Raw genomic sequence first — 25,691 nt, 5'->3', positions numbered from 1 at the left:
GCGGGTTTCTTTCTAAGCACCGGAACAATCAGGCGAGACGTCTTGTACCTCTACATCGAGACACTGAAACAGCGACTGGATGCGATCAACCAATTACGAGTCGATCGCGCCTTGGCGGCCATGGGGCCAGCCTTCCAAAAGGTTTACAGTCTGCTACCGACCCTACTACATCATCATCATCCACTGATGCCGGGCTACCTTGATGGTAACGTTCCCCACGGCGTCTGTATCTTCACGCCTAATGAAACGCAACAGGACTATCTGTCTGAGGTCGAAGCCAAGTGGGGCGCACCTCTAGAGCAGAGTGTCGGCGGCGAACTGCCGATTACGGGCGTCTATTCAATGGGCAGTACCTCCTCCATCGGCCAATGTCATACCTCGGATCTGGATATCTGGGTGTGCCATCAGGCATGGCTTGATACGGAAGAGCGCCATCGTTTACAGCAAAAATGCAGCTTGCTGGAAAAATGGGCCGCATCAATGGGGGTTGAAGTCAGCTTCTTCCTGATTGATGAGAACCGCTTCCGCCACAACGCCAGTGGCAGTTTGGGCGGTGAAGATTGCGGCTCGACCCAACATATTTTATTGCTGGATGAATTTTACCGCAGCGCGGTGCGTCTGGCGGGGAAACGTATTCTGTGGAATATGGTTCCGGTTGAAGAAGAGAATAATTACGATGATTACGTGCTGTCGCTCTATGCGCAGGGCGTACTAACGCCGAATGAGTGGCTGGATCTGGGCGGTTTAAGCACCCTGTCGGCTGAAGAGTATTTCGGTGCCAGTTTGTGGCAGCTCTATAAAAGTATCGATTCGCCCTATAAGGCGGTGTTGAAAACCCTGCTGCTGGAAGCCTACTCTTGGGAATACCCTAATTCCCAACTGTTGGCGATGGAGATCAAACAGCGCCTCCATGCCGGTGAAATTGTCGCTTTCGGCCTCGATGCTTACTGCATGATGCTCGATCGTGTTACCCGCTATCTGACCCAAATCAATGACACCACCCGGCTGAATTTGGTGCGCCGCTGCTTCTATCTGAAAGTGTGCGAAAAACTCTCCCGTACGCCAGCGAGTATAGGCTGGCGGCGTGAAATTCTTAGCCAACTGGTCAGTGAGTGGGGCTGGAGCAAGGAGAGTCTGGAAGTGCTGGATAATCGTGCCAACTGGAAGATTGAGCGGGTACGTGAAGCGCATAACGAGCTGTTAGACGCGATGATGCAGAGCTATCGTAACTTGATTCGTTTTGCTCGCCGCAACAACCTGAGTGTCAGCGCCAGCCCGCAGGATATCGGGGTGCTGACCCGTAAACTGTACGCGGCATTTGAAGCTTTGCCGGGTAAAGTGACACTGGTTAACCCGCAAATTTCACCGGACCTTTCAGAAGAGCACCTGACCTTTATCCATGTTCCAGCAGGCCGTGCGAATCGCCCCGGCTGGTACTTGTATAATCAAGCGCCCTTGATGGACACTATCGTTAGCCACCAGCCGCTGGAATATAACCGCTACCTGAACAAATTGGTCTCTTGGGCCTATTTCAACGGCCTATTGACCAGCAAGACCCGGCTGCATATTAAAAGCGCCAATTTGTGCAATACCACCAAGCTGCAAGAGTTGGTGACGGATATTTCTCACCACTTCCCGCTGCGCCTACCTGCGCCTACACCTAAGGCGCTGTATAGCCCGTGCGAGATTCGCCACTTAGCGATTATTGTCAATCTGGAACATGACCCGACAGCGGCTTTCCGCAATCAGGTGGTGCATTTTGATTTCCGTAAACTGGATGTATTCAGTTTTGGCGAGCAGCAGCAGTGCTTAGTGGGCAGTATCGACTTGCTGTACCGCAACTCGTGGAACGAAGTGCGGACCCTGCATTTTAGCGGTGAGCAGGCGGTATTAGAGGCGCTGAAAACCATTTTAGGCAAGATGCATCAGGATGCCGCTCCGCCAGAGTCAGTGGATGTGTTCTGCTACAGCCAGCATCTACGTGGCTTGATTCGTACCCGAATTCAGCAACTGGTCTCTGAGTGCATTGAGCTGCGCTTATCCAGCACTCGTCAGGAACCGGGCCGCTTCAAAGCGGTGCGAGTCTCCGGTCAGACATGGGGGCTGTTCTTCGAGCGCCTGAGTGTCTCGGTCCAAAAGTTGGAGAATGCGGTCGAATTCTACGGTGCGATCTCGAATAACAAACTGCATGGCTTGTCGATTCAGCTTGAAACCGATCAAATTCATCTGCCGCCGGCTGTCGACGGTTTTGCTAGCGAAGGGATCATTCAGTTCTTCTTCGAGGGTACCGCAGATGAAAAAGGCTTCAATATCTATATCTTGGATGAGACAAACCGCGTTGAGGTGTATCACCATTGCGAGGGCAGTAAAGAGGAGTTGGTGCGGGACGTCAGTCGATTTTATTCGTCATCCCACGACCGCTTTACTTATGGCTCCAGCTTTATCAACTTCAACCTGCCGCAGTTCTACCAAATTGTGCAGCTAGATGGCCGGACGCAAGTGATTCCGTTCCGCAGCAATACGTTATCTCACCTGTATATTGCGGATAAAGAAGCCTCCGCGCCAGCGCAGCAGTTCCAGTTACACTAACCCCCCTTCGTCCTTGAAGCCGCAGGGGTGTTAGCTGCGCTCACTTACCCGAATTACTGACTGATGTCAGCTCATCGGGATGCGTTTGCTTGCTGCCTACCTGCAACTCCAATGACTTTGGGGGGCGTCCTTGAAGCCGCAGGGGTGTTAGCTGCGCTCACTTACCCGAATCAATTACCTGAATCACTGACTGATGATCTACTCGCCAAAGCTCACTTCTTCACCCGCTTGAGTGGTGGCGGCTTCAGATAATTTGGCAAAAAACTCTGCGCCGCTGCGCGAGCAGTACCAGTGGCCTTCGCGGTAATCAAAATGGTAACCGCCTGCTTTGGTGGCCAGCCAGACTTGATGCAATGGCTCTTGGCGGTTAATCACAATCTTGCTGCCATTCTCGAATGTCAGGGTCATCACCCCGCCATTGGTTTCATAATCGATATCGCTCTCGCCGCCAAAAGCATCCAGTGTTTCTTCAATGCAAAGCATCAATTGATCAGCTAACTGATGAAACTCGCTATCGTTCATATTCAATTCCTATTTGCTTTTCATGATCCACCTGCGATTATAGAGACCTTGGACGCATGAATCACAGGCATTTAGGTGCTAAATACTATATAGGCGCTAGAAATGAAACAGGCGTTAGAAATGAAGCAGGCGTTAGAAATGAAAAAAGAACTCCGCTGGCCGCTGCTGGCGATGATGGTACTTGCGCTGTCCGGCTGTGGCCTGAAAGGCCCGCTATACTTTCCGCCGTCAGACAAACCAAAAACAGAAACAACGCAACCGGATAGTGGTCAGGTAGAGAGAAACCAGCAGGATCTCTCCAGTAGCCCCCAGACAAAATCTATCGCCGGGCCACAGTGATGAATCCTAGCGCAGCCAGATAGCAGCTTAGCCAGTACCGAATTTAGCCAATAATTAGAGTCAGTGGAGCATGAAATGCAGTTCTCCAAAATGCACGGTCTTGGCAACGACTTTATGGTTGTCGATGCAGTTACCCAAAATGTTTACTTTTCGCCGGAGTTAATCCGCCGATTAGCAGACCGGCACACTGGCGTGGGCTTTGATCAGATGTTGGTGGTTGAACCGCCTTATGATCCTGAACTGGATTTTCACTACCGTATTTTTAATGCCGATGGCAGCGAAGTCTCTCAGTGTGGCAATGGCGCGCGCTGTTTTGCCCGTTTTGTCCGGCTGAAGGGGTTGACCAACAAGCGTGACATCAGTGTGAGCACGCAAACTGGCCGCATGATCTTGAGTGTCACGGAAGATGAAGAGGTTTGCGTTAACATGGGCGAACCCAATTTTGACCCGCAAAGTGTCCCTTTCCGGGCGACCAAAGCGGAGAAAACCTACATTTTCCGCGCGGCAGAGCACACGGTATTGTGCGGCGTGGTGTCGATGGGCAATCCTCACTGCGTGCTACAGGTGGATGATGTTTCGGTGGCTAATGTTGCGTTGCTGGGTCCAGTATTAGAGAGCCATGAGCGCTTTCCTGAGCGGGCCAATATCGGTTTTATGCAGGTAGTGAGCCGCGAAAATATTCGACTGCGGGTATATGAGCGCGGTGCAGGTGAAACCCAAGCCTGTGGTAGCGGCGCTTGTGCTGCTGTGGCGGTCGGTATCCAGCAAGAGCTGCTGGATGAAGAGGTGACGGTGGAGTTGCCGGGCGGCAGTTTATTGATCAGTTGGAAAGGGCCAGGCCACCCACTGTATATGACGGGGCCGGCAACCCATGTCTATGACGGATTTATCCACCTATAATATACCCGTCATACTTCAAGCTGCATGTGCGTTGGCTGCCTTCGTTCACCCCAGTCACTTACTGATGTAAGCTCCTGGGGATTTACTCAGTTGCCGCCTTCCTGCAACTTGAATTATCTAGGGTATAAATGTTCATTATGACGGGTATGACATGAAAAGTTATGAGGATCAGGCGCTAGCGGGCATCGAGTTAGACGACGATGCGGTGATGCAGTTCTTATTGCAAAATCCCGACTTCTTTATCCGCAATGCCCGTCTGGTCGAACAGATGCATATTCCCCATCCGGTTCGAGGCAGTGTCTCGCTGGTGGAGTGGCAACTGGGGCGACAGCGCAACCAGATTGGTCAGTTGGAAGAAGAGATCACCTTGCTGATGGAGCAGGCGGGCCTGAATGAAGTGCTGTTCAGCCGCTTACTGCAACTGCAAAGTCATTTGGCGGCGGCTAGCAGCTTGCAAGATATGCTCAATCGCTTCCAGCGCTGGGCCAGAGATTTCGGGCTGAGCGGTGCCAATGTCCGGTTGTTCAGCGACCGCTGGCATATCGGCGCGCCCTCTGACTTCACCCATTTAGGACTCTCCCGCCCCGCCTTCGAGCCGCTACGTATTCAACGGCTAGGCAGTGATAACCACTATCTCGGCAGCTTGAATGGGCCGGAACTGTTGCTGCTACTGCCTCAGGCGAAGAACGTGGGTTCAGTGGCGTTGTCATTGCTGGGCAAAGAGGGAGATTTGGGCGTGATTATCTTCAGCAGCCGCGACACACAGCACTACCAGCAAGGGATGGGCACCGTGATGTTGAATCAATTATCGCTATTATTGCCCAGCTTGCTCGCGCGGTGGATCGAACCGGCATGACCGAATTCAGTGCCTCGCTTGCCCCGCAGGTAGAGGCTTTTCTGCGCTATCTCAAAGTTGAGCGTCAACTTAGCCCGCTCACAATCACCAGCTACCGACGCCAGTTACAGGCGCTGATGGAACTGGGCGAGCAAATGGGCTTGGCGCACTGGCAAACGCTGGATGCCGCACAGGTTCGCTCACTGGTCTCCCGCAGTAAACGTGCCGGTTTGCACGCCTCCAGCTTGGCATTGCGGCTCTCGGCGTTGCGCAGCTTCCTCAATTGGCTGGTCAGCCAAGGTGTGTTGCAGGCCAATCCCGCCAAAGGGGTGAGTACGCCGCGCTCTGGCCGTCATCTGCCGAAAAATATTGATGTCGATGAGGTCGATAAACTGCTGGATATCGACCTCAACGATCCACTGGCGGTACGCGACCGCGCGATGCTGGAAGTGATGTACGGCGCGGGCCTGCGTCTCTCTGAGCTGGTGGGCATGAACTGCAAACACGTGGATTTAGTTGGCGGTGAAGTGTGGGTGATGGGGAAGGGCAGCAAAGAGCGCAAAGTGCCGATCGGCAGAACGGCGGTCACGTGGTTGAATCACTGGCTGGCATTGCGCGAACTGTTTGAGCCGCAAGATGATGCCATCTTCTTAGCCAATACCGGCAAGCGAATTTCAGCACGCAATGTGCAAAAGCGCTTTGCCGAGTGGGGAGTGAAGCAGGGGGTCAGTAGCCATATCCACCCGCATAAATTGCGTCACTCCTTCGCCACTCACATGCTGGAGTCCAGCGGTGATCTGCGCGCGGTGCAGGAGTTGCTGGGCCACGCGAATCTGACCACCACACAAATTTATACTCATCTCGACTTTCAACATCTGGCGACAGTGTATGATGCTGCTCATCCACGGGCCAAACGAGGCAAATCCTGATGCATTTTTATCGTCCACTTGAGCGTATTTCCGCCATTACCTTCGATTTGGATGACACGCTGTATGACAATCGCCCGGTAATTACCCGCACTGAACAAGAGTCGGTGGCCTTTTTGCAGCAGTACCATCCTAATTTGGCGCAGTTGCAAGCAGCGGATTTCCAGCGTTTTCGCAGTGAGTTGCTGGCACAAGACCCTGATATCTACCACGATGTCACCCAATGGCGCTGGCATGCTATCGAACTGGGCTTGATTCGCCACGGCCTGAGTAAATCAGAAGCACAATGTGGGGCCGATGCCGCTATGGAGAACTTTGCCCAATGGCGTAGCCGCATTTATGTCCCGCCAGCCACCCATGACACTCTGAGCGCGCTGGCTGAACACTATCCGCTGGTGGCGATCACCAACGGCAATGCCGACCCTAAGGCGTGCGGCTTGGATCACTATTTCCAGTTTGTGCTGCGCTCCGGCCCCCATGGCCGCGCCAAGCCGTTCCGCGATATGTACCATAAAGCGGCGAATCATCTGGATGTCCCGCTGAAACATATCCTGCATGTGGGCGATGACCTCACCACGGATGTCGCTGGCTCGCTGCGCTGCGGGATGCAGGCGTGCTGGATTAATGACCGGCAACAAAGCCTGATGACCGCCAGTGATAGCCGATTATTGCCCCATATTGAGATTTCGCAGTTGGCATCCCTGACAGCATTGCTATAATCCCCTGCAATAACTCTGTATAAATTCACAGTGGAATGGTGGTAAAATACCCGGATAGCCGGTGATTTGACCACCTTCCCTTATCCGATAAACGGTGCCTATGGACGTTTCTGATCTGCTCGACAGCCTGAATGAAAAACAACGCGAAGCCGTGGCTGCGCCACGCTGCAACCTGTTGGTACTGGCCGGTGCAGGCAGTGGCAAAACCCGGGTGCTGGTGCATCGTATTGCTTGGCTGCTCTCAGTCGAAAACGCCTCGCCCTATTCGATTATCTCGGTCACCTTCACCAATAAGGCGGCGGCAGAGATGCGCCACCGTATTGAGCATCTCATTGGTACCAGTCAGGGTGGGATGTGGATCGGCACTTTCCACGGGCTGGCGCATCGCCTGCTGCGTGCTCACCATATGGATGCCAATCTGCCGCAAGATTTTCAAATTCTGGACAGCGACGACCAACTGCGCTTATTAAAGCGCTTGGTTAAGGCGCTGAATTTGGATGAGAAACAGTGGCCGCCGCGTCAGGCTATGTGGTACATCAACGGCAAAAAAGATGAGGGATTACGCCCGCAACACATCGAGAGCTACGGCAATCCGGTTGAAGCCACTTGGCTGCGTATTTATCAGGCGTATCAGGAAGCTTGTGACCGCGCGGGGTTGGTGGATTTTGCCGAACTTTTGCTGCGCGCCCATGAACTGTGGCTCAACAAACCCCATATTCTTAACCATTATCGCGAACGCTTTACCAACATTCTGGTGGATGAGTTTCAGGATACCAACAACATCCAGTACGCCTGGATTCGCCTGCTGGCGGGCGACCGCGCGAATGTGATGATCGTCGGCGACGATGACCAATCTATTTATGGCTGGCGCGGGGCGCAGGTCGAGAACATCCAGCGTTTCCTGAATGATTTTCCCGGTGCTGAAACTATCCGGCTGGAGCAGAACTACCGCTCAACCAGCAATATCTTGACGGCGGCGAACGCCCTGATTGCCCACAATGATGGCCGCATGGGGAAAAACCTCTGGACTGAAGGGGCCGAAGGCGAACCCATCTCAATTTATTGTGCCTTTAACGAGCTGGACGAAGCCCGCTTTGTGGTCAACCGCATTCGCGCTTGGCAAGACAATGGCGGCGCGCTGAATGATTGCGCCATCTTGTATCGCAGCAACGCCCAATCGCGCGTACTGGAAGAGGCGTTATTGCAGACCGCAATGCCGTACCGCATCTATGGCGGCCAGCGCTTCTTCGAGCGCCAGGAGATCAAAGATGCTTTGGCTTACCTGCGTTTAGTCTCCAATCGTAATGACGACGCCGCCTTTGAACGGGTGGTCAATACGCCCACCCGGGGTATCGGCGATCGTACGCTGGATGTAGTGCGGCAAACCGCCCGTGACCGCCAGCTCACTTTATGGCAATCCACCCGCGCCCTATTGCAGGAAAAAGTGCTGGCAGGACGCGCGGCCTCTGCGCTGCAACGTTTTGTTGAGCTGGTGGATTCACTGGCCCATGAAACCGCAGATATGCCACTGCATGTCCAAACTGACCGGGTGATCCGCGACTCCGGTTTGTGGTCGATGTACGAGCAGGAAAAAGGTGAGAAGGGTCAGGCGCGGGTAGAAAACTTGGAAGAGCTGGTCAACGCCACCCGCCAATACAGTTATCAGGATGAAGATCAGGATCTGATGCCACTTCAGGCATTTCTCTCTCATGCGGCCTTGGAAGCGGGAGAGGGGCAAGCGGATGCCTATCAGGATGCGGTGCAGTTAATGACGCTCCATTCCGCTAAGGGCTTGGAGTTCCCGCAAGTATTTATCGTGGGTATGGAAGAGGGGATGTTCCCAAGCCAAATGTCGCTGGATGAGGGCGGGCGTCTGGAAGAAGAGCGCCGGCTGGCCTACGTCGGCGTCACTCGTGCCATGCAAAAGCTGACACTGTGCTATGCCGAAAGCCGCCGCTTGTACGGCAAAGAAGTAAACCATCGCCCCTCCCGCTTTATCGGCGAACTGCCGCAGGAGTGCGTCGAGGAAGTGCGGCTGCGTGCCACAGTCTCCCGCCCGGTCAATCACCGCAGCATGGGGACACCGATGAATGAGAATGACAGTGGTTTTTCATTGGGCCAACGCGTGCGCCACCCTAAATTTGGCGAAGGCACTATCGTTAATTTGGAAGGCAGCGGCGAGCATAGCCGCTTGCAGGTGGCGTTCCCCGGTGAGGGGATTAAGTGGTTGGTTGCGGCCTATGCGCGGTTAGAAGCCGCAGGGTAATTTACCCTTCGGCCTTGACGCCGCAGCGGCGTTAGCGGCTCTCACCCGCCCGAATCACTTACTGATGTAAGCTCATCGGGACGTGTTCGTTTGCTGCCTTGCTGCAACGTCAATGACTTTGGGTAAACCCCCCTCAGACTGATGAGAAACCTCGACGGCTCGATCTCAAGAGGTGAGGACAGGTAGAGGAGTAAAGCGTCCGCGCCAAGGATGGCGCGGCACGAGCCTCCAAGGATGGATTTACGGCGTCTTTACGATCTGCCTGTTCTCTCCGCAGCGGCGTTAGCGGCACTCACTCTGAGCCGCCAATTTTGCATCGGTTTCGGCCTGCAACAAAATGGCTTTCCCCATCCATTGGGTGACATCCTGAATACCGGCATCATCCAGATGCCAAATATCTTTCAGCACCATAAACACTTCTGAGCCATAAATTAACGAAAACGCGTGGATCACCCGTTGCAGGGCTTCCGGTGTCAACTTCCCTTCCAGCGGCTCTACTGCCAGCTTTAACAACCGCTTACGGTTGCCACGCACTAACTTCTCTTCATTGTTCGGATTGCTGCGGTTGTCGGCCCATTGCTGCAATGACAGATGTAGCGCGGCCCGTAGCACGCCTTCATGTTGCAACATGCGCGGATAAGCAAAGGAGAGTAATTCAGCAATCCGCTGTCTTGCATCGGGCTGGGTCGGTTGCCATGCCAATATCGGGCCAAGGCTTTCATCGACCATGGCAGAAACCAGCGCACTTTGTGTCGGGAAATAGCGGTACGCCGTGGCACGGGAGAGCTGGGCGGCGTTTGCTACCTCGGTGATCGACGGAAAAGCACCTTGCTCATACATCGACATGGCGGTATCGATAAGTAACCGTCGGGTTCTGGCCCTGATGGTGGTCAACGATGGCGGGGTGCTGTCCTGTTTATCTTGATTATTCACGGTCACTCCAGGGTCTACAGCTCGCATTTGCGCCCACTATAACAAACCGCCTGCACAATCTTCTATGAAAGCATTTCACATTCAAATTAATTTTGAGACTACCGTCTCATATTTGGTTTATGAACTTTGCAGAAATGATACTCTAGTCTCAATATGATTCTATCTTAACCAACTCGCTTCGTTGTTCGGCTATCAGCATAAAAATAAAAGCCCAATAAATAAGAAATGAGCTGCTTAAATTTTTGCAACATTCCGCATTCATAGAAGGATGTTCAGATGCCTCGTCATATTTTTATCGCGACTACCACAGATACCAAAGGCGAAGAGTTGGCCTATGTCAGCGCATTGATTAACGCAACCGGGCTGACGACGATCACGGTTGATTTGTCTACCAAAGAGGGTCACAGCGACAGTGGCGCGGATATCGCGGCGGAAGTGGTCGCGGGCTATCATCCTGAGGGGCGTCAGGCGGTTTTTTGTGGTGACCGAGGACGGGCGATCAGCGCGATGGCTGTGGCATTTGAGCGATTTATGATGAGCCGCGATGATGTGGCCGCCCTGTTAGGTTTGGGAGGCTCCGGTGGAACGGCGCTGATCACACCCGCAATGCAAGGCCTACCTATCGGTATTCCTAAACTGATGGTATCTACCATGGCTTCTGGTGATGTTTCTGGCTATATCGGAGCAAGTGATATTGCCATGATGTATTCCGTGACGGATATTGCTGGGCTGAATCGTATCTCTCGGCGGGTGCTGAGTAATGCGGCCCACCAAATGGCTGGCGCGGTCTATTTCGCGAAAGAAGAGTCACAGGTTGAGGACAAACCGGCGCTAGGTTTGACCATGTTTGGTGTGACCACCCCCTGCATTCAAGCGGTGAGCGCCGCATTATCGGCAGAGTATGACTGTTTAGTTTTCCACGCGACGGGCAGCGGCGGTAAAGCCATGGAAAAACTGGCTGAAAGTGGCTTGCTGGCCGGGGCGCTTGATCTCACCACCACTGAAGTCTGCGACCTGCTCTTTGATGGGGTATTGGCCTGCGGCCCAGAGCGCTTCGATGCCATTGCGCATACTCAGATTCCTTACGTCGGCTCTTGTGGTGCCTTGGATATGGTTAACTTCGGCAGCCCGGCAACCATTCCGGCTAAATATGCTGATCGCCTATTCTATAAGCATAATGCACAGGTCACGCTGATGCGCACCACCGAGCAAGAGAACATTGAGATGGCGCGCTGGATTGGCGAGAAGCTCAATCGTTGTCAGGGGGAGGTGCGCTTTTTAATCCCTGAGGGCGGGTTCTCAGCACTGGATGCCCCCGGTCAGCCATTCTGGGATGAAAAAGCACTGCACGCCTTTATCGAGACGCTGGAAGAGACGGTGATTCAAACGGATAAACGCCGCTTGGTACATTATCCGTTCAATATTAACGACCCACAGTTTGCCCAAGCTGCGGTAGAAAACTTTAAAGAAATAGCAAAGAGCCTATCCCACCCTAAATAATTCGAATTGCAGGAAGGCGGCCAACGCACATGCAGTTTGAAATATGACGGGGTTAGGGCCAATTTATTGTGGAGAAACAGATGCCAAAATTTCAACGCCAGGCCATCTTGGCCAAATTCCGGGAAATGATCGCCCGCCGTGAGCCTATTATTGGTGGTGGCGCGGGGACAGGGCTGTCAGCCAAATGTGAAGAGGCTGGCGGAATTGACTTAATCGTTATCTACAACTCTGGCCGCTATCGCATGGCGGGTCGTGGTTCGCTGGCAGGATTGCTGGCCTACGGCAATGCCAACGAAATTGTGGTCGATATGGCGAAAGAAGTGCTGCCCGTGGTCAAAAGCACGCCCGTACTGGCTGGCGTGAATGGCACCGACCCCTTCTGCCAGTTTGATCACTTCTTAGACCAACTGAAAGCACTGGGTTTTTCTGGCGTGCAGAATTTCCCAACCGTGGGGTTAATCGACGGTAACTTCCGCGCCAATCTGGAAGAGACCGGCATGGGCTATGGTCTGGAAGTGGATATGATCCGCCTCGCTCACGAAAAAGATTTGCTGACGACACCTTATGTCTTCAGTGCTGCCGATGCGGTCGCCATGACGCAAGCGGGGGCGGATATTATCGTTCCTCACATGGGGCTCACGACTGGCGGCAATATTGGCGCGGACACGGCACTAAAGCTAGCGGACTGCGTACCTTTAATTAATGAGTGGGCCGCCGCCGCCAAAGCAGTACGTGAAGATGTGATTGTGCTGTGCCACGGTGGGCCTATCTCTACGCCTGACGATGCCCAATATATTATGGATAACTGCCCGCAATGTGACGGTTTCTATGGTGCCAGTTCGATGGAACGGTTACCGACAGAAATTGCACTGACGGACACGACCAGACAGTTTAAAAAAATAAAACGTTGATATTCTTGCCAATACTTAAGGGAAAGCCTGTTTGTGAGTTTTGCTAAGTGATTGGCTAAATGAAGATGCAGGATACGTAAAACCGAAGTCAATTCTGGCTTCGGTTTTTTTTGATCACGATTTAACTAAAAAACATTGATGCGGTTATATCAGATATATGCGTATAGTTTTCATCGTAATCTGTTGAGGATCAATAAATTTAGCCTCGGAATTTACTGTTAAATATTGATTTACGCTATTTTTCACGGAAGTTAATACATATGACTTTTATTCTTGTGAGGAATATATGATTAGAGTGATTAAGAAAGCACAAGGTGATGACAAAACATTATTCAATATAGCCACCAGTTTATATTTATATCCAACAGCCATACTCGCACATCACTTCGGTATTTTTGAATTTATTGCTAAAGATAATAAAAATGCTTCTGAAATCTGCGCATTTATTGGCATTGAGCTGAGATCGGTTGAGGTCGTGATGGCGGTAGTGCTGGCGCTGGAATTGGTCGAGTTAGACAAGGGAGGCTATAAACTCACCAAGGTCACTGAGGAGTTTTTACTTAAAAAAAGCCCTAATTATTGTGGCGACTATTGGGATCTGATTTATAGCACGGGGGATAATTTCTCTCTCGCAAATTTAGAAAGTGTGATGAGAAAACATGACACGCAGGATGAGGCACAAGAAACCTTATTCGAAGAGAGTATCTATCACACTGAGAAAGCAGAGGCTTTTATTAAAGCCATGCATGGTGTCAGTATTGGTGCGGCGAGCATATGGCCCAACAAACTGAATTTAATGGATAACCACTGTATGCTCGATATTGGCGGTGGCTCGGGGGCGCACTCTGTGGGCGTGGTGACTCGCTGGCCCAATCTTCGCGGAATTATTTATGATATTGCGACGGTGGGCCGCATCACGACCGATTTTATAAAATCCTATGGCTTAGAAGAGAGAATCTCAATTCAAATCGGCGATATGTGGTCTGATCCTTTTCCTGCTGCCGACATTCACTTCTATTCCAATGTACTTCATGATTGGCCTATGCCGGAAAATCTATTTCTGACCCAGAAAAGCTATGATGTTTTACCCCGTGGTGGCCGAATTATTATTCATGAAACGCTATTTAATGATGAAACACCGGGGCCATTAGCCGTCGCGGGTTTTAACGTGACTATGTTAATTTGGAGCCAAGGCAAGCAGTATTCTCATTCAGAAATGAGACAGATGCTTCACGCGGCGGGATTCTGTGATATTGAGATATTACCGGCGTTTGGCTATTTCAGTATCATTACCGGCGTTAAGCCTTAATCGGGCGGTTTTACCCATCAACCCTCCATGAAATTTTTGTTACCGCTGTGCCAGCCACTCTCAAGCTGAGGGTCTCCTATTCTGCTGGAATGGGGCCAGAGGGTAGGAAGTCCTGCATTATCATCATGAACAGGGGACAGAATTCTGAACGCTCTGTTGACAGTCTTTTTCTTCTCGGCGTAACATGCGCGCACTATTCTTTATGAGGACATTCGCCTTGGACACACCCAGTAGATACTGGCTCAATAACCTGTTCATAGGGTGCAACTTCTAAGGCTATCCTCCTATTTGCTGATAGCCTTCGTGGTTGTCAGCGGCCCCGCTAAACCGTCGCTGTGAGTCAGATCTCCTTATGGTCTGAAACATAGAGTATTTCTCAATACTTATCTGTTTCTGTGCTTCAATGCGTTATCCCTATCCATCACCGCGAGGGAGTTTTGGCACATGCTAAGCGCATTTAAATTAAGCAACAATCGCTTATCCCGTTTGGAGCTGGATGAATCAGATGACCTGACCACCTCAATTTGGGTCGACTTAGTCGAGCCGGAAGAGGGCGAGCGGGAACGCGTCCAGTGTGAATTAGGGCAGAGCCTGGCGACCCGGCCAGAGCTGGACGATATCGAAGCCTCCGCCCGTTTCTTCGAAGATGAAGATGGTTTGCATATCCACTCCTTTTTCTATTATGAAGATGCAGAAGACCACGCCGGTAACTCAACCGTGGCATTTACCATCCGTGATGGCCGCCTTTACACCCTGCGTGAGCGGGAACTCCCGGCCTTCCGCTTGTATCGGATGCGCGCCCGTAATCAGACACTGGTTGACGGCAATGCTTACGAGCTGCTGCTGGATCTGTTCGAAACCAAAATTGAGCAGTTGGCGGATGAAATCGAAAACATCTACAGCGATCTGGAAGCCTTAAGCCGCGTCATCATGGAGGGCCAGCAGGGCGATGAGTATGATGCTGCGCTCTCTACCTTGGCAGAACAGGAGGATATCGGCTGGAAAGTGCGGCTGTGTTTGATGGATACCCAGCGAGCGCTGAATTTTCTGGTGCGTAAGGCGCGGTTACCCAGTGGTCAGTTGGAGCAGGCTCGTGAGGTGCTGCGCGATATCGAATCCCTGCTGCCACACAATGAATCCCTGTTCCAGAAAGTTAACTTCCTGATGCAGGCGGCGATGGGCTTTATCAATATTGAGCAGAACCGCATCATCAAGATCTTCTCGGTGGTCTCGGTGGTCTTTCTGCCGCCAACGCTAGTGGCCTCCAGCTACGGGATGAACTTTGAGTTTATGCCAGAGCTACGTTGGTCGTTTGGTTATCCGGCGGCGATTGGCTTGATGATTGTTGCGGGTTTAGCGCCGTATCTCTATTTCAAGCGCAAAAATTGGCTATAGCCTTCGTATTTGAAGTTGAAGTTGAAGTTGAAGTTGAAGTTGAAGTTGAAGTTGCAGGTGCAGGTGCCATCTGCAACTTCAATAACGTTGGGCCTAACTTTTAGGCACGTCTTTTGCGTTGAGTGTAGAGCGCATCCAGTGTGAACAGCAGCAGGGCGGCCCAGATAAAGACGAAGGTCACTATTCTATCGCTGCCAATGGTCTCACCATAGAAGGTCACCGCCAGAATAAACATCAGTGTCGGGCCGAGATACTGGAAGAAGCCGAGTGTCGATAGCTTTAAGCGCGAGGCGGCGGCGGTGAAGAACAGCAGCGGGATAGTGGTAATCACCCCAGCAGCGGCCAACAGCACATTAAGCGACCAAGCATTGGCGCTCATGTGGCTGGTTGGGCTATCGGCGATAAAGAACAGATAGATCGCTGCAATAGGTAACAGCCACATAGTCTCAACCAGCATACCGGTTTGGGCATCAATCCCCAGTTTTTTGCGGATCAGACCATATAGAGCGAAGGTGATCGCCAGACTCAGCCCAATCACCGGCAGCGAACCAAACTGCCACAACTGAATCAAGACGCCCGCAAAGGCCAATGATACCGCCACCCACTGCATACGACGAAAGCGCTCGCCAAGAAAAATCATACCAAACAGCACATTCACCAGCGGATTGATGAAATAACCCAAGCTGGCTTCCAGCATATGGTTATGGTTCACCGCCCAGATAAAGATGAGCCAGTTACTGGCGATTAGCACCGCCGTTACTGCCAGCAATAACAGGCGCTTACCATTTCGACAAGCACTGCGAACTTGCGGCCAATTCCGGCTGACCGTGAGCAGAATCAACATAAAGAAAAATGACCAGATAATTCGATGGGTCAGAATTTCATCAGCCGGCACCTGTTGGATGAGCTTGAAATAAGCGGGGGCGATACCCCAAATAAAATAGGCAGCCAGAGCAAAAAAAATGCCCTGACGGGTTCGTTGTTTATCCATGGTGTGGCTCAGAACAAGAGAGGAGATGCGGTGAGTGTACTTAACTTCGGGCTACGAATCATCACCGCTGAAGATCAAATCAGCCCACCAGATAGGTTGCGGTCGCGCTGGCGATATGCATTTGTTGGTCATTATGCAGCTCGACGCGGGCGACAGACACCTTATTGCCACTGCGCAAAATACTACTACTGGCGATAAAATGCTCGCCACGGCCGGGGCGTAGATAGTCTACACGCAGGTCGATAGTGCCCATTTTGGCTAACTTCATTTGCAGTTGTTCTTTAATCAGCGGCTCATGGCGAACCAGACTGTTACCGACACAAACTAACCCCGCAGCAACATCCAATACGGCGGCGATCACTCCGCCATGCAGAATGCGTTGCGCGATATTGCCAACCAATTTGTCATTATTGTCGAAAGTGATTTCGGCATAATCTTGCTCGAACCGTGTTAATTTCAGCCCTAACTCACGGTTAAAGGGCATGTGATACACAAAAACTTCGCCGATCATGCGGCGAGCATCGTCTAGTGTTAAGGGGGTTACTGACATTGCGCTCTATTCTCTCAATATTACCTACGGGTAATAAGGCTGCGAGTTAATGGATTGTTTATTTTATGCTTCTGTTTTGTTGTTTTCCAGTCGTTAAATCATAAATATAAACAACACTGAACCAAGAATACATTTGTGTGTAGAATGAGCTGTTTTCATTACAAATAGAAATAATTCGTAAGGTGATGGGGGAATGATGGGAAGATTTTGGCGGATACTGATAGCGTTATTACTGGTGCCAACACTGGCACAGGCAGAACCGGCAACGGTTGAGAAGATTCATGACGCACCTGCGGTGCGTGGCAGCATTATCGCGGCAATGTTGCAGGACCACGATAATCCGTTTCTGCTTTATCCGTATGAAACGAACTATCTGTTATATACCTATACCAGCGATATCAATAAGGACGCGATAAGTTCTTACGATTGGGCGCAAAATGCCAAGCGAGATGAAGTTAAGTTTCAGCTGAGTTTAGGTTTCCCTATTTGGCGCGGTATTGCTGGCGAGAACTCATTGCTGGGTGCGTCCTATACTCAGCGTTCTTGGTGGCAGGCATCCAATAGCGACGAATCCTCGCCATTCCGTGAAACCAACTACGAACCGCAACTGTTCTTGGCATGGGCAACGGATTACGAGCTGGCTGGCTGGACATTCCGTGAAGTGGAGTTTGGTTACAATCACCAATCCAACGGGAAAGCCGATCCCACTTCACGTAGCTGGGATCGTGTTTATACCCGTGTGATGGCACAACGCGGCAATTTGGAAATTGACCTGAAACCTTGGTATCGTCTGCCGGAAAATGATGCCAAAGATGACAACCCAGATATCAATAAATACATGGGTTATTATCGCCTGAAGGTCGGTTATGCCTTGGGTGATAGCGTGTTCAGTATTGATGGTCACTATAACTGGAATACCGGTTTCGGTGGTGCGGAGATGGGCTGGAGCTACCCAATCACCCGTCATGTTCGTTTCTACACGCAAGTGTTCAGCGGCTATGGTGAGTCAATGATTGACTATAACTTTAGGCAAACACGGGTGGGTGTGGGTATCATGTTGAATGATGTCCTTTAACGTCATCCGGCGTTAGAAAAGTTTCAGACACAGGCCGGTTAACCGGCCTGTGTCGATCTCATAGTTGGGGAGCAGTGTGTCGACCGCAGCAGTCATAAATAGGGAATCACTGGCAGTGCAAGTATTGCGAGATACTTTCGGCTATCAGCAGTTCCGGCCCGGACAACAGGAAATTATCAACGCCACCCTATCAGGGCAAGACTGTCTGGTCGTGATGCCCACAGGTGGGGGTAAATCCTTGTGTTATCAGATCCCTGCACTGGTGACCGACGGGTTGACGCTGGTGGTTTCCCCCTTAATTTCCCTGATGAAAGACCAAGTTGACCAACTGCTGGCCTATGGCGTGGGGGCGGGGTGCTTAAACTCGTCACAAACGCGTGAACAGCAATTGGCAGTGATGGACGGGTGCCGCAGTGGTCAGATTAAGCTGCTGTATATCGCGCCAGAACGGCTGGTGATGGAGAGCTTCCTAGACCAACTGCATCAATGGCGTCCTGCGCTGTTAGCGGTGGATGAAGCCCACTGTATCTCCCAATGGGGCCACGACTTCCGCCCGGAATATCGCGCCCTTGGGCAGCTAAAGCAGCGTTTCCCCAATCTGCCTGTCATTGCCCTGACCGCCACGGCTGATGAAGCCACGCGGGGCGATATTGTGCGTCTGCTCAATTTGGATCAGCCACTGATTCAGGTCAGCAGTTTTGACCGCCCGAATATCCGCTACACCTTGGTGGAGAAGTTCAAACCGCTCGATCAGTTGTGGCGTTTTGTCCAAGACCAGCGCGGAAAAAGTGGCATTATTTACTGCAACAGCCGCGCCAAAGTGGAAGACACCACCGCCCGCTTACAGAGCCGAGGTTTGAGTGTCGCCGCTTACCACGCGGGGTTGGATAACGAACGGCGTGCGCAGGTGCAGGAAGCCTTCCAGCGCGATGACTTGCAAGTGGTGGTCGCCACTGTGGCTTTCGGCATGGGGATTAATAAGCCCAACGTCCGCTTTGTGGTCCATTTTGATATCCCGCGTACCATCGAATCTTATTATCAGGAGACGGGGCGTGCTGGGCGTGATGGTCTGCCCGCCGAAGCCGTGCTGCTGTATGACCCGGCGGATATGGCGTGGTTGCGCCGCTGTCTGGAAGAGAAACCCGCAGGCGCGCAGCAAGATATCGAGCGGCATAAGTTAAATGCCATGGGCGCATTTGCAGAAGCGCAAACCTGCCGTCGATTAGTGTTGCTCAACTATTTTGGTGAGGGCAAACAGCAGTCGTGCGGCAACTGCGATATCTGTCTTGATCCGCCAAAACGTTACGATGGCTTGGCTGATGCACAAAAAGCCCTCTCCTGCGTTTATCGCGTCGGGCAGCGCTTTGGTTTGGGCTATATCGTCGAAGTGCTACGCGGGGCTAATAACCAGCGCATCCGCGAGTTTGGTCATGACAAACTTTCCGTGTACGGCTTGGGTCGCGAGCAGAGCCATGAGCACTGGGTCAGTGTCTTGCGCCAACTGATTCATCTGGGGTTACTGAGCCAAAATATTGCCCAGTTTTCGGCCTTACAACTGACGGAGGCCGCGCGTCCGGTCTTGCGCGCTGAATTGCCGCTGCAACTGGCGGTGCCGCGTATTCAAAGCCTGAAAGTGCGTAGCAGCGCCAATCAAAAATCCTATGGCGGCAATTACGATCGCAAGTTGTTTGCCAAATTACGCAAACTGCGTAAATCTATCGCCGATGAAGGCAACATTCCGCCTTATGTGGTGTTTAACGATACGACCTTGCTGGAGATGGCGGAACAGATGCCCATTACTGCCAGCGAACTGTTGAGTGTCACGGGGGTGGGTCAGCGCAAACTCGAGCGCTTTGGTGCGCCGTTTATGGCGATGATCCGCGACCATGTTGACAACAACGATGATTAACCTGCCGCTTTTCCGGTAAAGAGAACATTCTCATGCTAATGCTATTTCTGACCGTTGCCTTCGTTCACTTGATCGCGCTGATGAGTCCGGGGCCGGACTTCTTTTTTGTCTCACAAACTGCTGCCAGCCGTTCGCGCAGTGAGGCGATGAAAGGCGTCATCGGGATCTCTCTCGGTATTGTGGTCTGGGCCGGAGTCGCCCTGATGGGGCTGAACCTGATCTTGCAGAAAATGGCGTGGCTGCACCAAATTATCATGGTCGGTGGCGGGTTATATCTCTGCTGGATGGGCTGGCAATTACTGAAATCCGCCCGTGCCAAACGCCATGGCATTGAGGGTGAGGCGCAAGTGGCGCTGCCTGCTCGTGGCCGGACTTTCTTGCGCGGCTTCCTGACCAATCTCTCGAACCCGAAAGCGGTTATCTATTTCGGCAGTGTGTTCTCACTGTTTGTTGGCGATGATGTCAGTGCCAGTGTGCGCTGGGGTTTGTTTGTCCTGATCGTGGCTGAAACCTTCGTGTGGTTCAGCGTGGTGGCCTGTGTCTTTGCCCTGCCAGTGATGCGCCGTGGCTATCAGCGTTTATCCAAATGGATTGATGGTTTGGCTGGCGTCTTGTTCACCGGTTTTGGTATCCACCTGATTTTGTCCCGCTAACCGCATTTTGTTCCGCTAACCGCTATGGCGATCTGAATGAGGCTCCAATCGGTGGGTTTACCCAGTTGGGGCCTCATTTTTTGCTCGCCGTATTACACTTTTCTGGCGGTGGCCAACAGTGCACCGATGAGCATGAATAAGCCACCAAAGATTCGGTTCAGCAATTTCATTTGATGTGGTGAGCGAATCCAGCCCGCAATACGCGTGGCGAGGGTGGCGTAACCTATCATTACGATGATATCGACAATCACGCTGGTGCTGCCGAGAATCAAGTATTGCGCCACCTGCGGCTGATGCGGCAGCACAAATTGCGGGAACAATGCGGCCAGAAATACAATACTTTTTGGGTTGGTGAGATTCACAAATACCGCACGTTTAAACAGTTTTCGTCGTGGCATACTGTTGGCAAGGGCATGTAAATCCAGTGCCCCCGCCGCCCGCCATTGCTGAATGCCTAGCCAAATTAAGTAAGCCGCACCGAGCCATTTTAATATTTCGAATGCCAGTAGGGACTGTGAAATGAGTGCGCCAAGTCCCACGCCAACCAATACAATATGGACAGCCAGACCCAGTTGTAAGCCGCAAATCGAGGCGATAACCCCGCGTGTGCCGTGACTGATGGTGGTGCTCATGGTGTTAATGGCACCCGAGCCGGGGGAGAGACTGAGGATCAGTGTTGTCAGCAGATAGGTTAACCACCAGTCTAAGGTCATCGGCAAAGTTCCCTGAACGTGTCATTTTATGTCACAATACGCTATTGCTAATCGTTGCGCTATGGCTCACCTAATCGCAGTTTCCATCGGCTTAAGGATGCAATCAATCACACTATGCCGTTAGATAATCAGATGAATAATTGGCTCAATCGCGAAGCGCAGTTTGCCGCTTTTGTGAACGGCCCATTATTGGATTTCTGGCAACAGCGAGATGAAGATGAGTTTATCGGCGTCGATAACATCCCCATCCGCTACGTCCGCTTTTGCGCGCCGCAGCATACTCGTGTGGTGGTGGTAGTGCCTGGCCGCATTGAAAGCTACGTCAAATATCCTGAAGTCGCCTATGATCTGTTCCAGCAGGGCTATGATGTGATTGTACTGGATCATCGCGGGCAGGGTCGATCCGGGCGGATGCTCGCCGATCACCACCGGGGTCATGTGATCAAATTTGATGATTATATTGAGGATTTCGCGCAACTGGTGTCGCGCGAAATCACTGGCAGCCATTACCAGCAGCGTTTTGCACTCGCCCACTCTATGGGGGGGGCAATTCTGACGCGTTTTCTGGCCCGAGAGCCGGATGCATTTGATGCTGTGGCCTTATGCGCGCCGATGTTTGGTATCCACTTGCCGATGCCGGGCTGGCTGGCTCACCGGATTGTGGATTGGACCGAGCGGCACCAGAAACTGCGGGATTATTACGCGATGGGTACTGGGCAGTGGCGACCGCTGCCCTATTTGGTCAATATGCTGACCCACAGCCGTGAGCGCTATCGCCGCTATTTGCGCCAATATGCGGATACCCCCGAAATTCGTGTTGGTGGCCCCACGTATCACTGGATTCGTGAAAGCCTGCGGGTGGGTGAACAAATTATCGCCGAAGCAGATAAAATTACGACGCCGGTCCTGTTGTTGCAGGCCAGCGAGGATCGGGTGGTCCATAACCCGGCCCATAACGCATTTTCTCAGGCAATGACGCTGGCGGGGCACCCTTGCGAAGGGGGGCAGCCTAAGGTCATTCAAGGCGCACGCCATGAGATCCTGTTCGAGCGGGACACACTGCGTGCCGAGGCGCTTAGCGCCATATTGCGCTTTTTTGCGCAACATCAATCATCAGTCGGCCATGAAGGCCCCGACGCCACCAGAGGTTAGAACATACCGTTATGTATCATGTCGTTGCTTCCGATTTAGATGGCACGCTGCTATCACCTGATCACATCCTGACGCCTTATGCCAAAGAGACACTGAAGTTGCTGACTCAGCGTGATGTGCACTTTGTGTTCGCCACTGGCCGTCACCATATCGATGTGGCGCAAATCCGTGACAGTCTGGAGATCAGCGCCTTTATGATCACCTCCAACGGCGCACGGGTGCACAACACAGCGGGGGAGCTGATTTTCAGTCATAACCTCGATGCGGATATTGCGCGTGATTTGTACAACATCGAACACCACAATACGGATATCTTGACCAACGTGTATCTGAACGATGAATGGTACATGAACCGTGAAAGCCCGGCGCAGAGAGAGTTCTTCCGCGAATCGGTATTCAACTATCAGGTGTTTGAACCGGCATTGCTGCCAACTGAAGGGGTCTGCAAGGTCTACTTTACCTGCGAAGATCATGACAAGTTATTGATTTTGGAAGAGGCCATCAACGCGCGTTGGGGCGATCGTGTCAATGTCAGTTTCTCCTTCCCTACCTGTTTGGAAGTGATGGGCGGTGGGGTATCCAAAGGCCACGCCCTCGAGCAAGTCGCCAAAATCATCGGCTATTCACTGAAAGAGTGCATCGCGTTTGGCGATGGCATGAATGATTTGGAGATGCTTTCCATGTCCGGCAAAGGCTGCATTATGCGCGATGCGCATCAGCGCCTGAAAGATATGCTGCCGAATCTGGAAGTGATTGGTTCGAATGCGGATGATGCCGTACCACACTATCTGCGTAAGATGTTTTTAGGTACCGATAAGTAACTGATTCATTGCAGTAAAAAAATGGCGCACTGTAGATGAGTGCGCCATTTCTTATATTAAGTTATCTCAGATAAGTCACTTACTGGTGTTGCCCCTGCTTTTGCAGGAACTGCACGCCCTTATCGGGGAAGTCGGTAAACACCCCATCCACTTGCGCTTGGTTGTAGATAATATCAAATAGCTGATTTACGTCAGTGGCGTATTTAGGCAGCTTATCCGCGCGGATAGTGAAGGGATGAACCATCATGTTGTTGGCATGGGCTTCCTTGACCATATCCGTCAGCTTGATGTTATCGGGTGTGGAGCTTTCAACCACCAGCATATGGTAGTCAGGGCCGATGCCGTCAGCATACTGTGCCACTTGCTTCATTGCGCCGGGCTTGAACATCCAGTCGTAGCTATAATTCACCCACTTGCCATCTGGCTTCTGCTCGTAGGTTTCATTCCAATCGGTATAAGCCACCAACTGAATCAGTTTCAGATCCATGCCCATCTTCGGTTCCAGCTCATTTTTAATGCGTTTTAACTCATTCGCATCAAAGCATTGCAGGTAAACGTTATCGGCTTTGCTGGTGTAGCCATACTGCTTCAGCACGTCCAACACTTTGGTTGAGATATCTTTGCCTTCTTGCTGATGGAACCATGGCGCTTTGATCTCAGGGTAGATACCAATGTTCTTACCGGTCGAATGATTCAGCCCCTGAACAAATTCAATCTCTTCCTGGAAGGTATGCACGCGGAAGTCAGATTTGCCCATCGGGAAACGGCCCGGATAGCTCTGCACCTTTTTGCCGTTTTTATCGATATCAAAACCTTCGGTAAATTTCAGCGACTTAATTTCGGGCAGGGTAAAGTCAATGGCGTAATAGCGGCCATCTTTGCGAGCGCGATCCGGGAAGCGATCGGCGACATCTGTCACCCGATCCAGATAATGGTCGTGCAGCACCACCAACTCATTATCTTTGGTCATCACCAAATCTTGCTCAAGATAATCAGCGCCTTGCGCGTAAGCCATCGCTTTCGCGGGCAGGGAGTGCTCAGGCAAATAGCCACTGGCACCGCGATGCGCGATAACCACTTTGTCGGCTGATTTATCTTTACTTAGGGGTTCTACTGCATGTGCCATACCGGCGACTGATGATGCCAGAATCATACTCGCTACCAGCGATTTTATGTGAGTTTGCATTGATATTGCTCCTTTAATCAATTTCAGGGTATGAAAAAGGCCGCGGCGCTATTAATCCATAAATAACGGCACAGCCTCTATTTAGCTCAACTCGCTAAACTTATAAATCCTGCTTTCTTGCCAGCTCTTCGTGATGCTTCTTCTCGCTGAACATCACGACAATCAGTAAGATCACGGCCAGAATGCTGCCGCCGATCATGACCATAAAGCCGCCATCCCAACCGAAGTAGTCCACGGTGTAACCGACGATAGCACTCGCCGCGACCGAACCGCCCAGATAACCGAACAGGCCAGTGAAGCCTGCCGCCGTACCTGCTGCTTTTTTCGGTGCTAATTCAAGCGCATGCAAGCCAATCAACATCACCGGACCATAGATCAGGAAGCCGATGGTGATCATACACGCCATATCGATACCAGGGTTACCGACCGGGTTCAGCCAGTAAATGATGGTCGCGATAGTCACCAGCGTCATAAAGAACACACCAGTGGCACCACGGTTACCTTTGAACACTTTATCGGACATCCAACCGCACAGCAGTGTCCCCGGAATACCCGCGTATTCGTACAGGAAATAAGCCCATGACGACTTATCCAGCGCGAAGTGTTTCACCTCTTTCAGGTAGGTCGGAGACCAGTCGAGGATGCCGTAACGCAGTAAATAGACAAAAACGTTAGCAATCGCGATGTACCACAACAGCTTGTTAGGCAGGATGTACTGCATGAAGATCTGCTTCGCCGTCAGCTCTTCTTCTGCCTCTTTACTGTAGTCGTCTGGATAGTCGTTTTTGTACTCTTCAATCGGCGGCAAGCCCACGGATTGAGGAGTATCTCGCATCAGCCCAAAGACAATTAATGCCACCAAAATGGCACCGAAAGCCGGCATATAGAGTGCTGCTTTCCAGTCGTTAAACCACGCCATCCCCAGCAGGAACAGCAATGGCGGCAAACCACCCCCTACGTTATGGGCGCAGTTCCAGACCGACACAATACTGCCGCGCTCTTTCTTCGACCACCAGTGCACCATGGTTCGGCCACATGGCGGCCAACCCATCCCTTGGAACCAGCCACACAAGAACAGCAGCACGAACATTACGGCGATGCTGGATGTTGCCCAAGGCACGAAGCCCATAAACAGCATCACGGCGGCGGAGAGGATCAAACCGGCCGAGAGGAATACCCGTGGATTCGAGCGGTCAGAGACCGACCCCATGATGAATTTTGAGAAACCATAAGCGATAGAAATACCGGATAGTGCGAACCCCAGATCCCCGCGAGAGAATCCCTGTTCGATCAAATACGGCATAGCCAACGTAAAGTTTTTACGCACAAGATAGTAGGCAGCGTAACCGAAGAAAATGCCCATGAAAATTTGCCAGCGTAAGCGGCGGTAGATGGGGTCGACCTGGTCTGTAGGAAGCCGTGCCACATGTGGCGCGGGCTTAAAAATACTCAACATGAGTGCCTCCGATGGCTTTTTTGTTGTTTTTTACCCCGGTG

General features: G+C 51.8%; 23 protein-coding genes. 16 read left to right on the top strand and 7 right to left on the bottom strand.

Annotated features, from left to right (window positions below):
- The first annotated feature begins 42 nt into the window (after window positions 1–42).
- Window positions 43–2,589, top strand: a complete 2,547-nt coding sequence (locus HRD69_RS04235) for a class I adenylate cyclase (protein WP_004876605.1) — start codon at window positions 43–45, stop codon at window positions 2,587–2,589.
- Window positions 2,590–2,787: 198 nt separating this feature from the next.
- On the opposite strand, the gene cyaY is transcribed toward HRD69_RS04235, so the two are convergent.
- A complete protein-coding gene (gene cyaY / locus HRD69_RS04230) occupies window positions 2,788–3,111 on the bottom strand; it encodes an iron donor protein CyaY (RefSeq protein WP_004876607.1) in 324 nt (107 codons plus the stop codon).
- A 138-nt stretch (window positions 3,112–3,249) separates the two neighbouring features.
- Here cyaY and lptM point away from each other — a divergent pair, with 138 nt between their 5' ends.
- From lptM to uvrD, 6 genes are all read left to right on the top strand, one after another.
- Window positions 3,250–3,450, top strand: a complete 201-nt coding sequence (lptM, locus tag HRD69_RS04225; protein WP_032815214.1) for an LPS translocon maturation chaperone LptM — start codon at window positions 3,250–3,252, stop codon at window positions 3,448–3,450.
- Between the two features lie 75 nt (window positions 3,451–3,525).
- Window positions 3,526–4,350: a diaminopimelate epimerase gene (gene dapF / locus HRD69_RS04220; protein ID WP_032815198.1), complete on the top strand. Its 825-nt coding sequence runs from the start codon at window positions 3,526–3,528 to the stop codon at window positions 4,348–4,350.
- 151 nt (window positions 4,351–4,501) lie between these two features.
- The gene (locus HRD69_RS04215) at window positions 4,502–5,206 is read left to right on the top strand and encodes a DUF484 domain-containing protein (RefSeq protein WP_004876613.1); all 705 of its coding nucleotides are present in this window, start codon (window positions 4,502–4,504) and stop codon (window positions 5,204–5,206) included.
- Window positions 5,203–6,114 (top strand): tyrosine recombinase XerC, encoded by a 912-nt coding sequence (gene xerC / locus HRD69_RS04210; protein WP_032815199.1) that lies wholly within the window; start codon window positions 5,203–5,205, stop codon window positions 6,112–6,114. Before HRD69_RS04215 ends, xerC begins: the two co-directional genes overlap by 4 nt.
- On the top strand, window positions 6,114–6,830 hold the full coding sequence (gene yigB, locus HRD69_RS04205; RefSeq protein ID WP_032815200.1) for a 5-amino-6-(5-phospho-D-ribitylamino)uracil phosphatase YigB: 717 nt from the start codon (window positions 6,114–6,116) through the stop codon (window positions 6,828–6,830). Before xerC ends, yigB begins: the two co-directional genes overlap by 1 nt.
- A gap of 100 nt (window positions 6,831–6,930) precedes the next feature.
- A complete protein-coding gene (gene uvrD, locus HRD69_RS04200; RefSeq protein ID WP_004876617.1) occupies window positions 6,931–9,096 on the top strand; it encodes a DNA helicase II in 2,166 nt (721 codons plus the stop codon).
- Between the two features lie 282 nt (window positions 9,097–9,378).
- Here the strand turns inward: uvrD and HRD69_RS04195 are convergent, their stop codons facing one another.
- Window positions 9,379–10,029: a TetR/AcrR family transcriptional regulator gene (locus HRD69_RS04195; protein WP_032815201.1), complete on the bottom strand. Its 651-nt coding sequence runs from the start codon at window positions 10,027–10,029 to the stop codon at window positions 9,379–9,381.
- 276 nt (window positions 10,030–10,305) lie between these two features.
- Here HRD69_RS04195 and HRD69_RS04190 point away from each other — a divergent pair, with 276 nt between their 5' ends.
- From HRD69_RS04190 to corA, 4 genes are all read left to right on the top strand, one after another.
- Window positions 10,306–11,529, top strand: coding sequence for a Tm-1-like ATP-binding domain-containing protein (locus HRD69_RS04190; protein WP_004876621.1), 1,224 nt, complete (start codon window positions 10,306–10,308; stop codon window positions 11,527–11,529).
- An 80-nt stretch (window positions 11,530–11,609) separates the two neighbouring features.
- Window positions 11,610–12,440, top strand: coding sequence for a phosphoenolpyruvate hydrolase family protein (locus HRD69_RS04185; RefSeq protein ID WP_032815202.1), 831 nt, complete (start codon window positions 11,610–11,612; stop codon window positions 12,438–12,440).
- A 286-nt stretch (window positions 12,441–12,726) separates the two neighbouring features.
- On the top strand, window positions 12,727–13,749 hold the full coding sequence (locus tag HRD69_RS04180) for a methyltransferase (RefSeq protein ID WP_032815203.1): 1,023 nt from the start codon (window positions 12,727–12,729) through the stop codon (window positions 13,747–13,749).
- Window positions 13,750–14,193: 444 nt separating this feature from the next.
- On the top strand, window positions 14,194–15,144 hold the full coding sequence (gene corA / locus HRD69_RS04175; RefSeq protein WP_004876626.1) for a magnesium/cobalt transporter CorA: 951 nt from the start codon (window positions 14,194–14,196) through the stop codon (window positions 15,142–15,144).
- 100 nt (window positions 15,145–15,244) lie between these two features.
- On the opposite strand, the gene rarD is transcribed toward corA, so the two are convergent.
- On the bottom strand, window positions 15,245–16,135 hold the full coding sequence (gene rarD, locus HRD69_RS04170; RefSeq protein WP_004876629.1) for an EamA family transporter RarD: 891 nt from the start codon (window positions 16,133–16,135) through the stop codon (window positions 15,245–15,247).
- Between the two features lie 79 nt (window positions 16,136–16,214).
- Window positions 16,215–16,685, bottom strand: coding sequence for a thioesterase family protein (locus HRD69_RS04165; RefSeq protein ID WP_032815204.1), 471 nt, complete (start codon window positions 16,683–16,685; stop codon window positions 16,215–16,217).
- 196 nt (window positions 16,686–16,881) lie between these two features.
- Here HRD69_RS04165 and pldA point away from each other — a divergent pair, with 196 nt between their 5' ends.
- From pldA to rhtC, 3 genes are all read left to right on the top strand, one after another.
- Window positions 16,882–17,760 carry a phospholipase A gene (gene pldA, locus HRD69_RS04160; RefSeq protein WP_032815215.1) on the top strand — a complete coding sequence of 293 codons (879 nt, stop codon included), beginning with the start codon at window positions 16,882–16,884 and terminating at the stop codon, window positions 17,758–17,760.
- 76 nt (window positions 17,761–17,836) lie between these two features.
- Window positions 17,837–19,669, top strand: coding sequence for an ATP-dependent DNA helicase RecQ (recQ, locus tag HRD69_RS04155; RefSeq protein WP_004876634.1), 1,833 nt, complete (start codon window positions 17,837–17,839; stop codon window positions 19,667–19,669).
- A 32-nt stretch (window positions 19,670–19,701) separates the two neighbouring features.
- Window positions 19,702–20,322, top strand: a complete 621-nt coding sequence (gene rhtC / locus HRD69_RS04150) for a threonine export protein RhtC (protein ID WP_032815205.1) — start codon at window positions 19,702–19,704, stop codon at window positions 20,320–20,322.
- 92 nt (window positions 20,323–20,414) lie between these two features.
- Here the strand turns inward: rhtC and rhtB are convergent, their stop codons facing one another.
- The gene (gene rhtB / locus HRD69_RS04145; RefSeq protein ID WP_004876640.1) at window positions 20,415–21,035 is read right to left on the bottom strand and encodes a homoserine/homoserine lactone efflux protein; all 621 of its coding nucleotides are present in this window, start codon (window positions 21,033–21,035) and stop codon (window positions 20,415–20,417) included.
- Window positions 21,036–21,149: 114 nt separating this feature from the next.
- On the opposite strand from rhtB, the gene pldB reads away from it, so the two are divergent.
- Window positions 21,150–22,187 carry a lysophospholipase L2 gene (pldB, locus tag HRD69_RS04140; RefSeq protein ID WP_004876642.1) on the top strand — a complete coding sequence of 346 codons (1,038 nt, stop codon included), beginning with the start codon at window positions 21,150–21,152 and terminating at the stop codon, window positions 22,185–22,187.
- Between the two features lie 11 nt (window positions 22,188–22,198).
- Entirely contained in the window at window positions 22,199–23,008 is an 810-nt protein-coding gene (yigL, locus tag HRD69_RS04135; RefSeq protein ID WP_004876645.1) for a sugar/pyridoxal phosphate phosphatase YigL, read from the top strand.
- Between the two features lie 79 nt (window positions 23,009–23,087).
- Here yigL and glpQ read toward each other — a convergent pair whose 3' ends face one another.
- Both glpQ and glpT read right to left on the bottom strand, forming a co-directional pair.
- Window positions 23,088–24,194: a glycerophosphodiester phosphodiesterase gene (gene glpQ, locus HRD69_RS04130; protein WP_032815206.1), complete on the bottom strand. Its 1,107-nt coding sequence runs from the start codon at window positions 24,192–24,194 to the stop codon at window positions 23,088–23,090.
- A gap of 100 nt (window positions 24,195–24,294) precedes the next feature.
- Window positions 24,295–25,650, bottom strand: coding sequence for a glycerol-3-phosphate transporter (gene glpT, locus HRD69_RS04125; RefSeq protein WP_032815208.1), 1,356 nt, complete (start codon window positions 25,648–25,650; stop codon window positions 24,295–24,297).
- Window positions 25,651–25,691 lie beyond the last annotated feature (41 nt).

The organism is Yersinia mollaretii ATCC 43969, assembly GCF_013282725.1.
GTDB classification, from domain to species: domain Bacteria; phylum Pseudomonadota; class Gammaproteobacteria; order Enterobacterales; family Enterobacteriaceae; genus Yersinia; species Yersinia mollaretii.
The sequence above is the reverse complement of the archived record's forward strand: the minus strand, read 5'-3'. Positions and strand labels throughout refer to the sequence as shown.

Excerpts from the sequence above, each read along its gene's own strand:
- cyaY (WP_004876607.1), bottom strand. The coding sequence starts at position 3,111 with ATGAACGATAGCGAGTTTCATCAGTTAGCTGATCAATTGATGCTTTGC.
- lptM (WP_032815214.1), top strand. The coding sequence starts at position 3,250 with ATGAAAAAAGAACTCCGCTGGCCGCTGCTGGCGATGATGGTACTTGCG.
- dapF (WP_032815198.1), top strand. The coding sequence starts at position 3,526 with ATGCAGTTCTCCAAAATGCACGGTCTTGGCAACGACTTTATGGTTGTC.
- HRD69_RS04215 (WP_004876613.1), top strand. The coding sequence starts at position 4,502 with ATGAAAAGTTATGAGGATCAGGCGCTAGCGGGCATCGAGTTAGACGAC.
- xerC (WP_032815199.1), top strand. The coding sequence starts at position 5,203 with ATGACCGAATTCAGTGCCTCGCTTGCCCCGCAGGTAGAGGCTTTTCTG.
- yigB (WP_032815200.1), top strand. The coding sequence starts at position 6,114 with ATGCATTTTTATCGTCCACTTGAGCGTATTTCCGCCATTACCTTCGAT.
- uvrD (WP_004876617.1), top strand. The coding sequence starts at position 6,931 with ATGGACGTTTCTGATCTGCTCGACAGCCTGAATGAAAAACAACGCGAA.
- HRD69_RS04190 (WP_004876621.1), top strand. The coding sequence starts at position 10,306 with ATGCCTCGTCATATTTTTATCGCGACTACCACAGATACCAAAGGCGAA.
- HRD69_RS04185 (WP_032815202.1), top strand. The coding sequence starts at position 11,610 with ATGCCAAAATTTCAACGCCAGGCCATCTTGGCCAAATTCCGGGAAATG.
- HRD69_RS04180 (WP_032815203.1), top strand. The coding sequence starts at position 12,727 with ATGATTAGAGTGATTAAGAAAGCACAAGGTGATGACAAAACATTATTC.
- corA (WP_004876626.1), top strand. The coding sequence starts at position 14,194 with ATGCTAAGCGCATTTAAATTAAGCAACAATCGCTTATCCCGTTTGGAG.
- rarD (WP_004876629.1), bottom strand. The coding sequence starts at position 16,135 with ATGGATAAACAACGAACCCGTCAGGGCATTTTTTTTGCTCTGGCTGCC.
- HRD69_RS04165 (WP_032815204.1), bottom strand. The coding sequence starts at position 16,685 with ATGTCAGTAACCCCCTTAACACTAGACGATGCTCGCCGCATGATCGGC.
- pldA (WP_032815215.1), top strand. The coding sequence starts at position 16,882 with ATGGGAAGATTTTGGCGGATACTGATAGCGTTATTACTGGTGCCAACA.
- rhtC (WP_032815205.1), top strand. The coding sequence starts at position 19,702 with ATGCTAATGCTATTTCTGACCGTTGCCTTCGTTCACTTGATCGCGCTG.
- rhtB (WP_004876640.1), bottom strand. The coding sequence starts at position 21,035 with ATGACCTTAGACTGGTGGTTAACCTATCTGCTGACAACACTGATCCTC.
- pldB (WP_004876642.1), top strand. The coding sequence starts at position 21,150 with ATGCCGTTAGATAATCAGATGAATAATTGGCTCAATCGCGAAGCGCAG.
- yigL (WP_004876645.1), top strand. The coding sequence starts at position 22,199 with ATGTATCATGTCGTTGCTTCCGATTTAGATGGCACGCTGCTATCACCT.
- glpQ (WP_032815206.1), bottom strand. The coding sequence starts at position 24,194 with ATGCAAACTCACATAAAATCGCTGGTAGCGAGTATGATTCTGGCATCA.
- glpT (WP_032815208.1), bottom strand. The coding sequence starts at position 25,650 with ATGTTGAGTATTTTTAAGCCCGCGCCACATGTGGCACGGCTTCCTACA.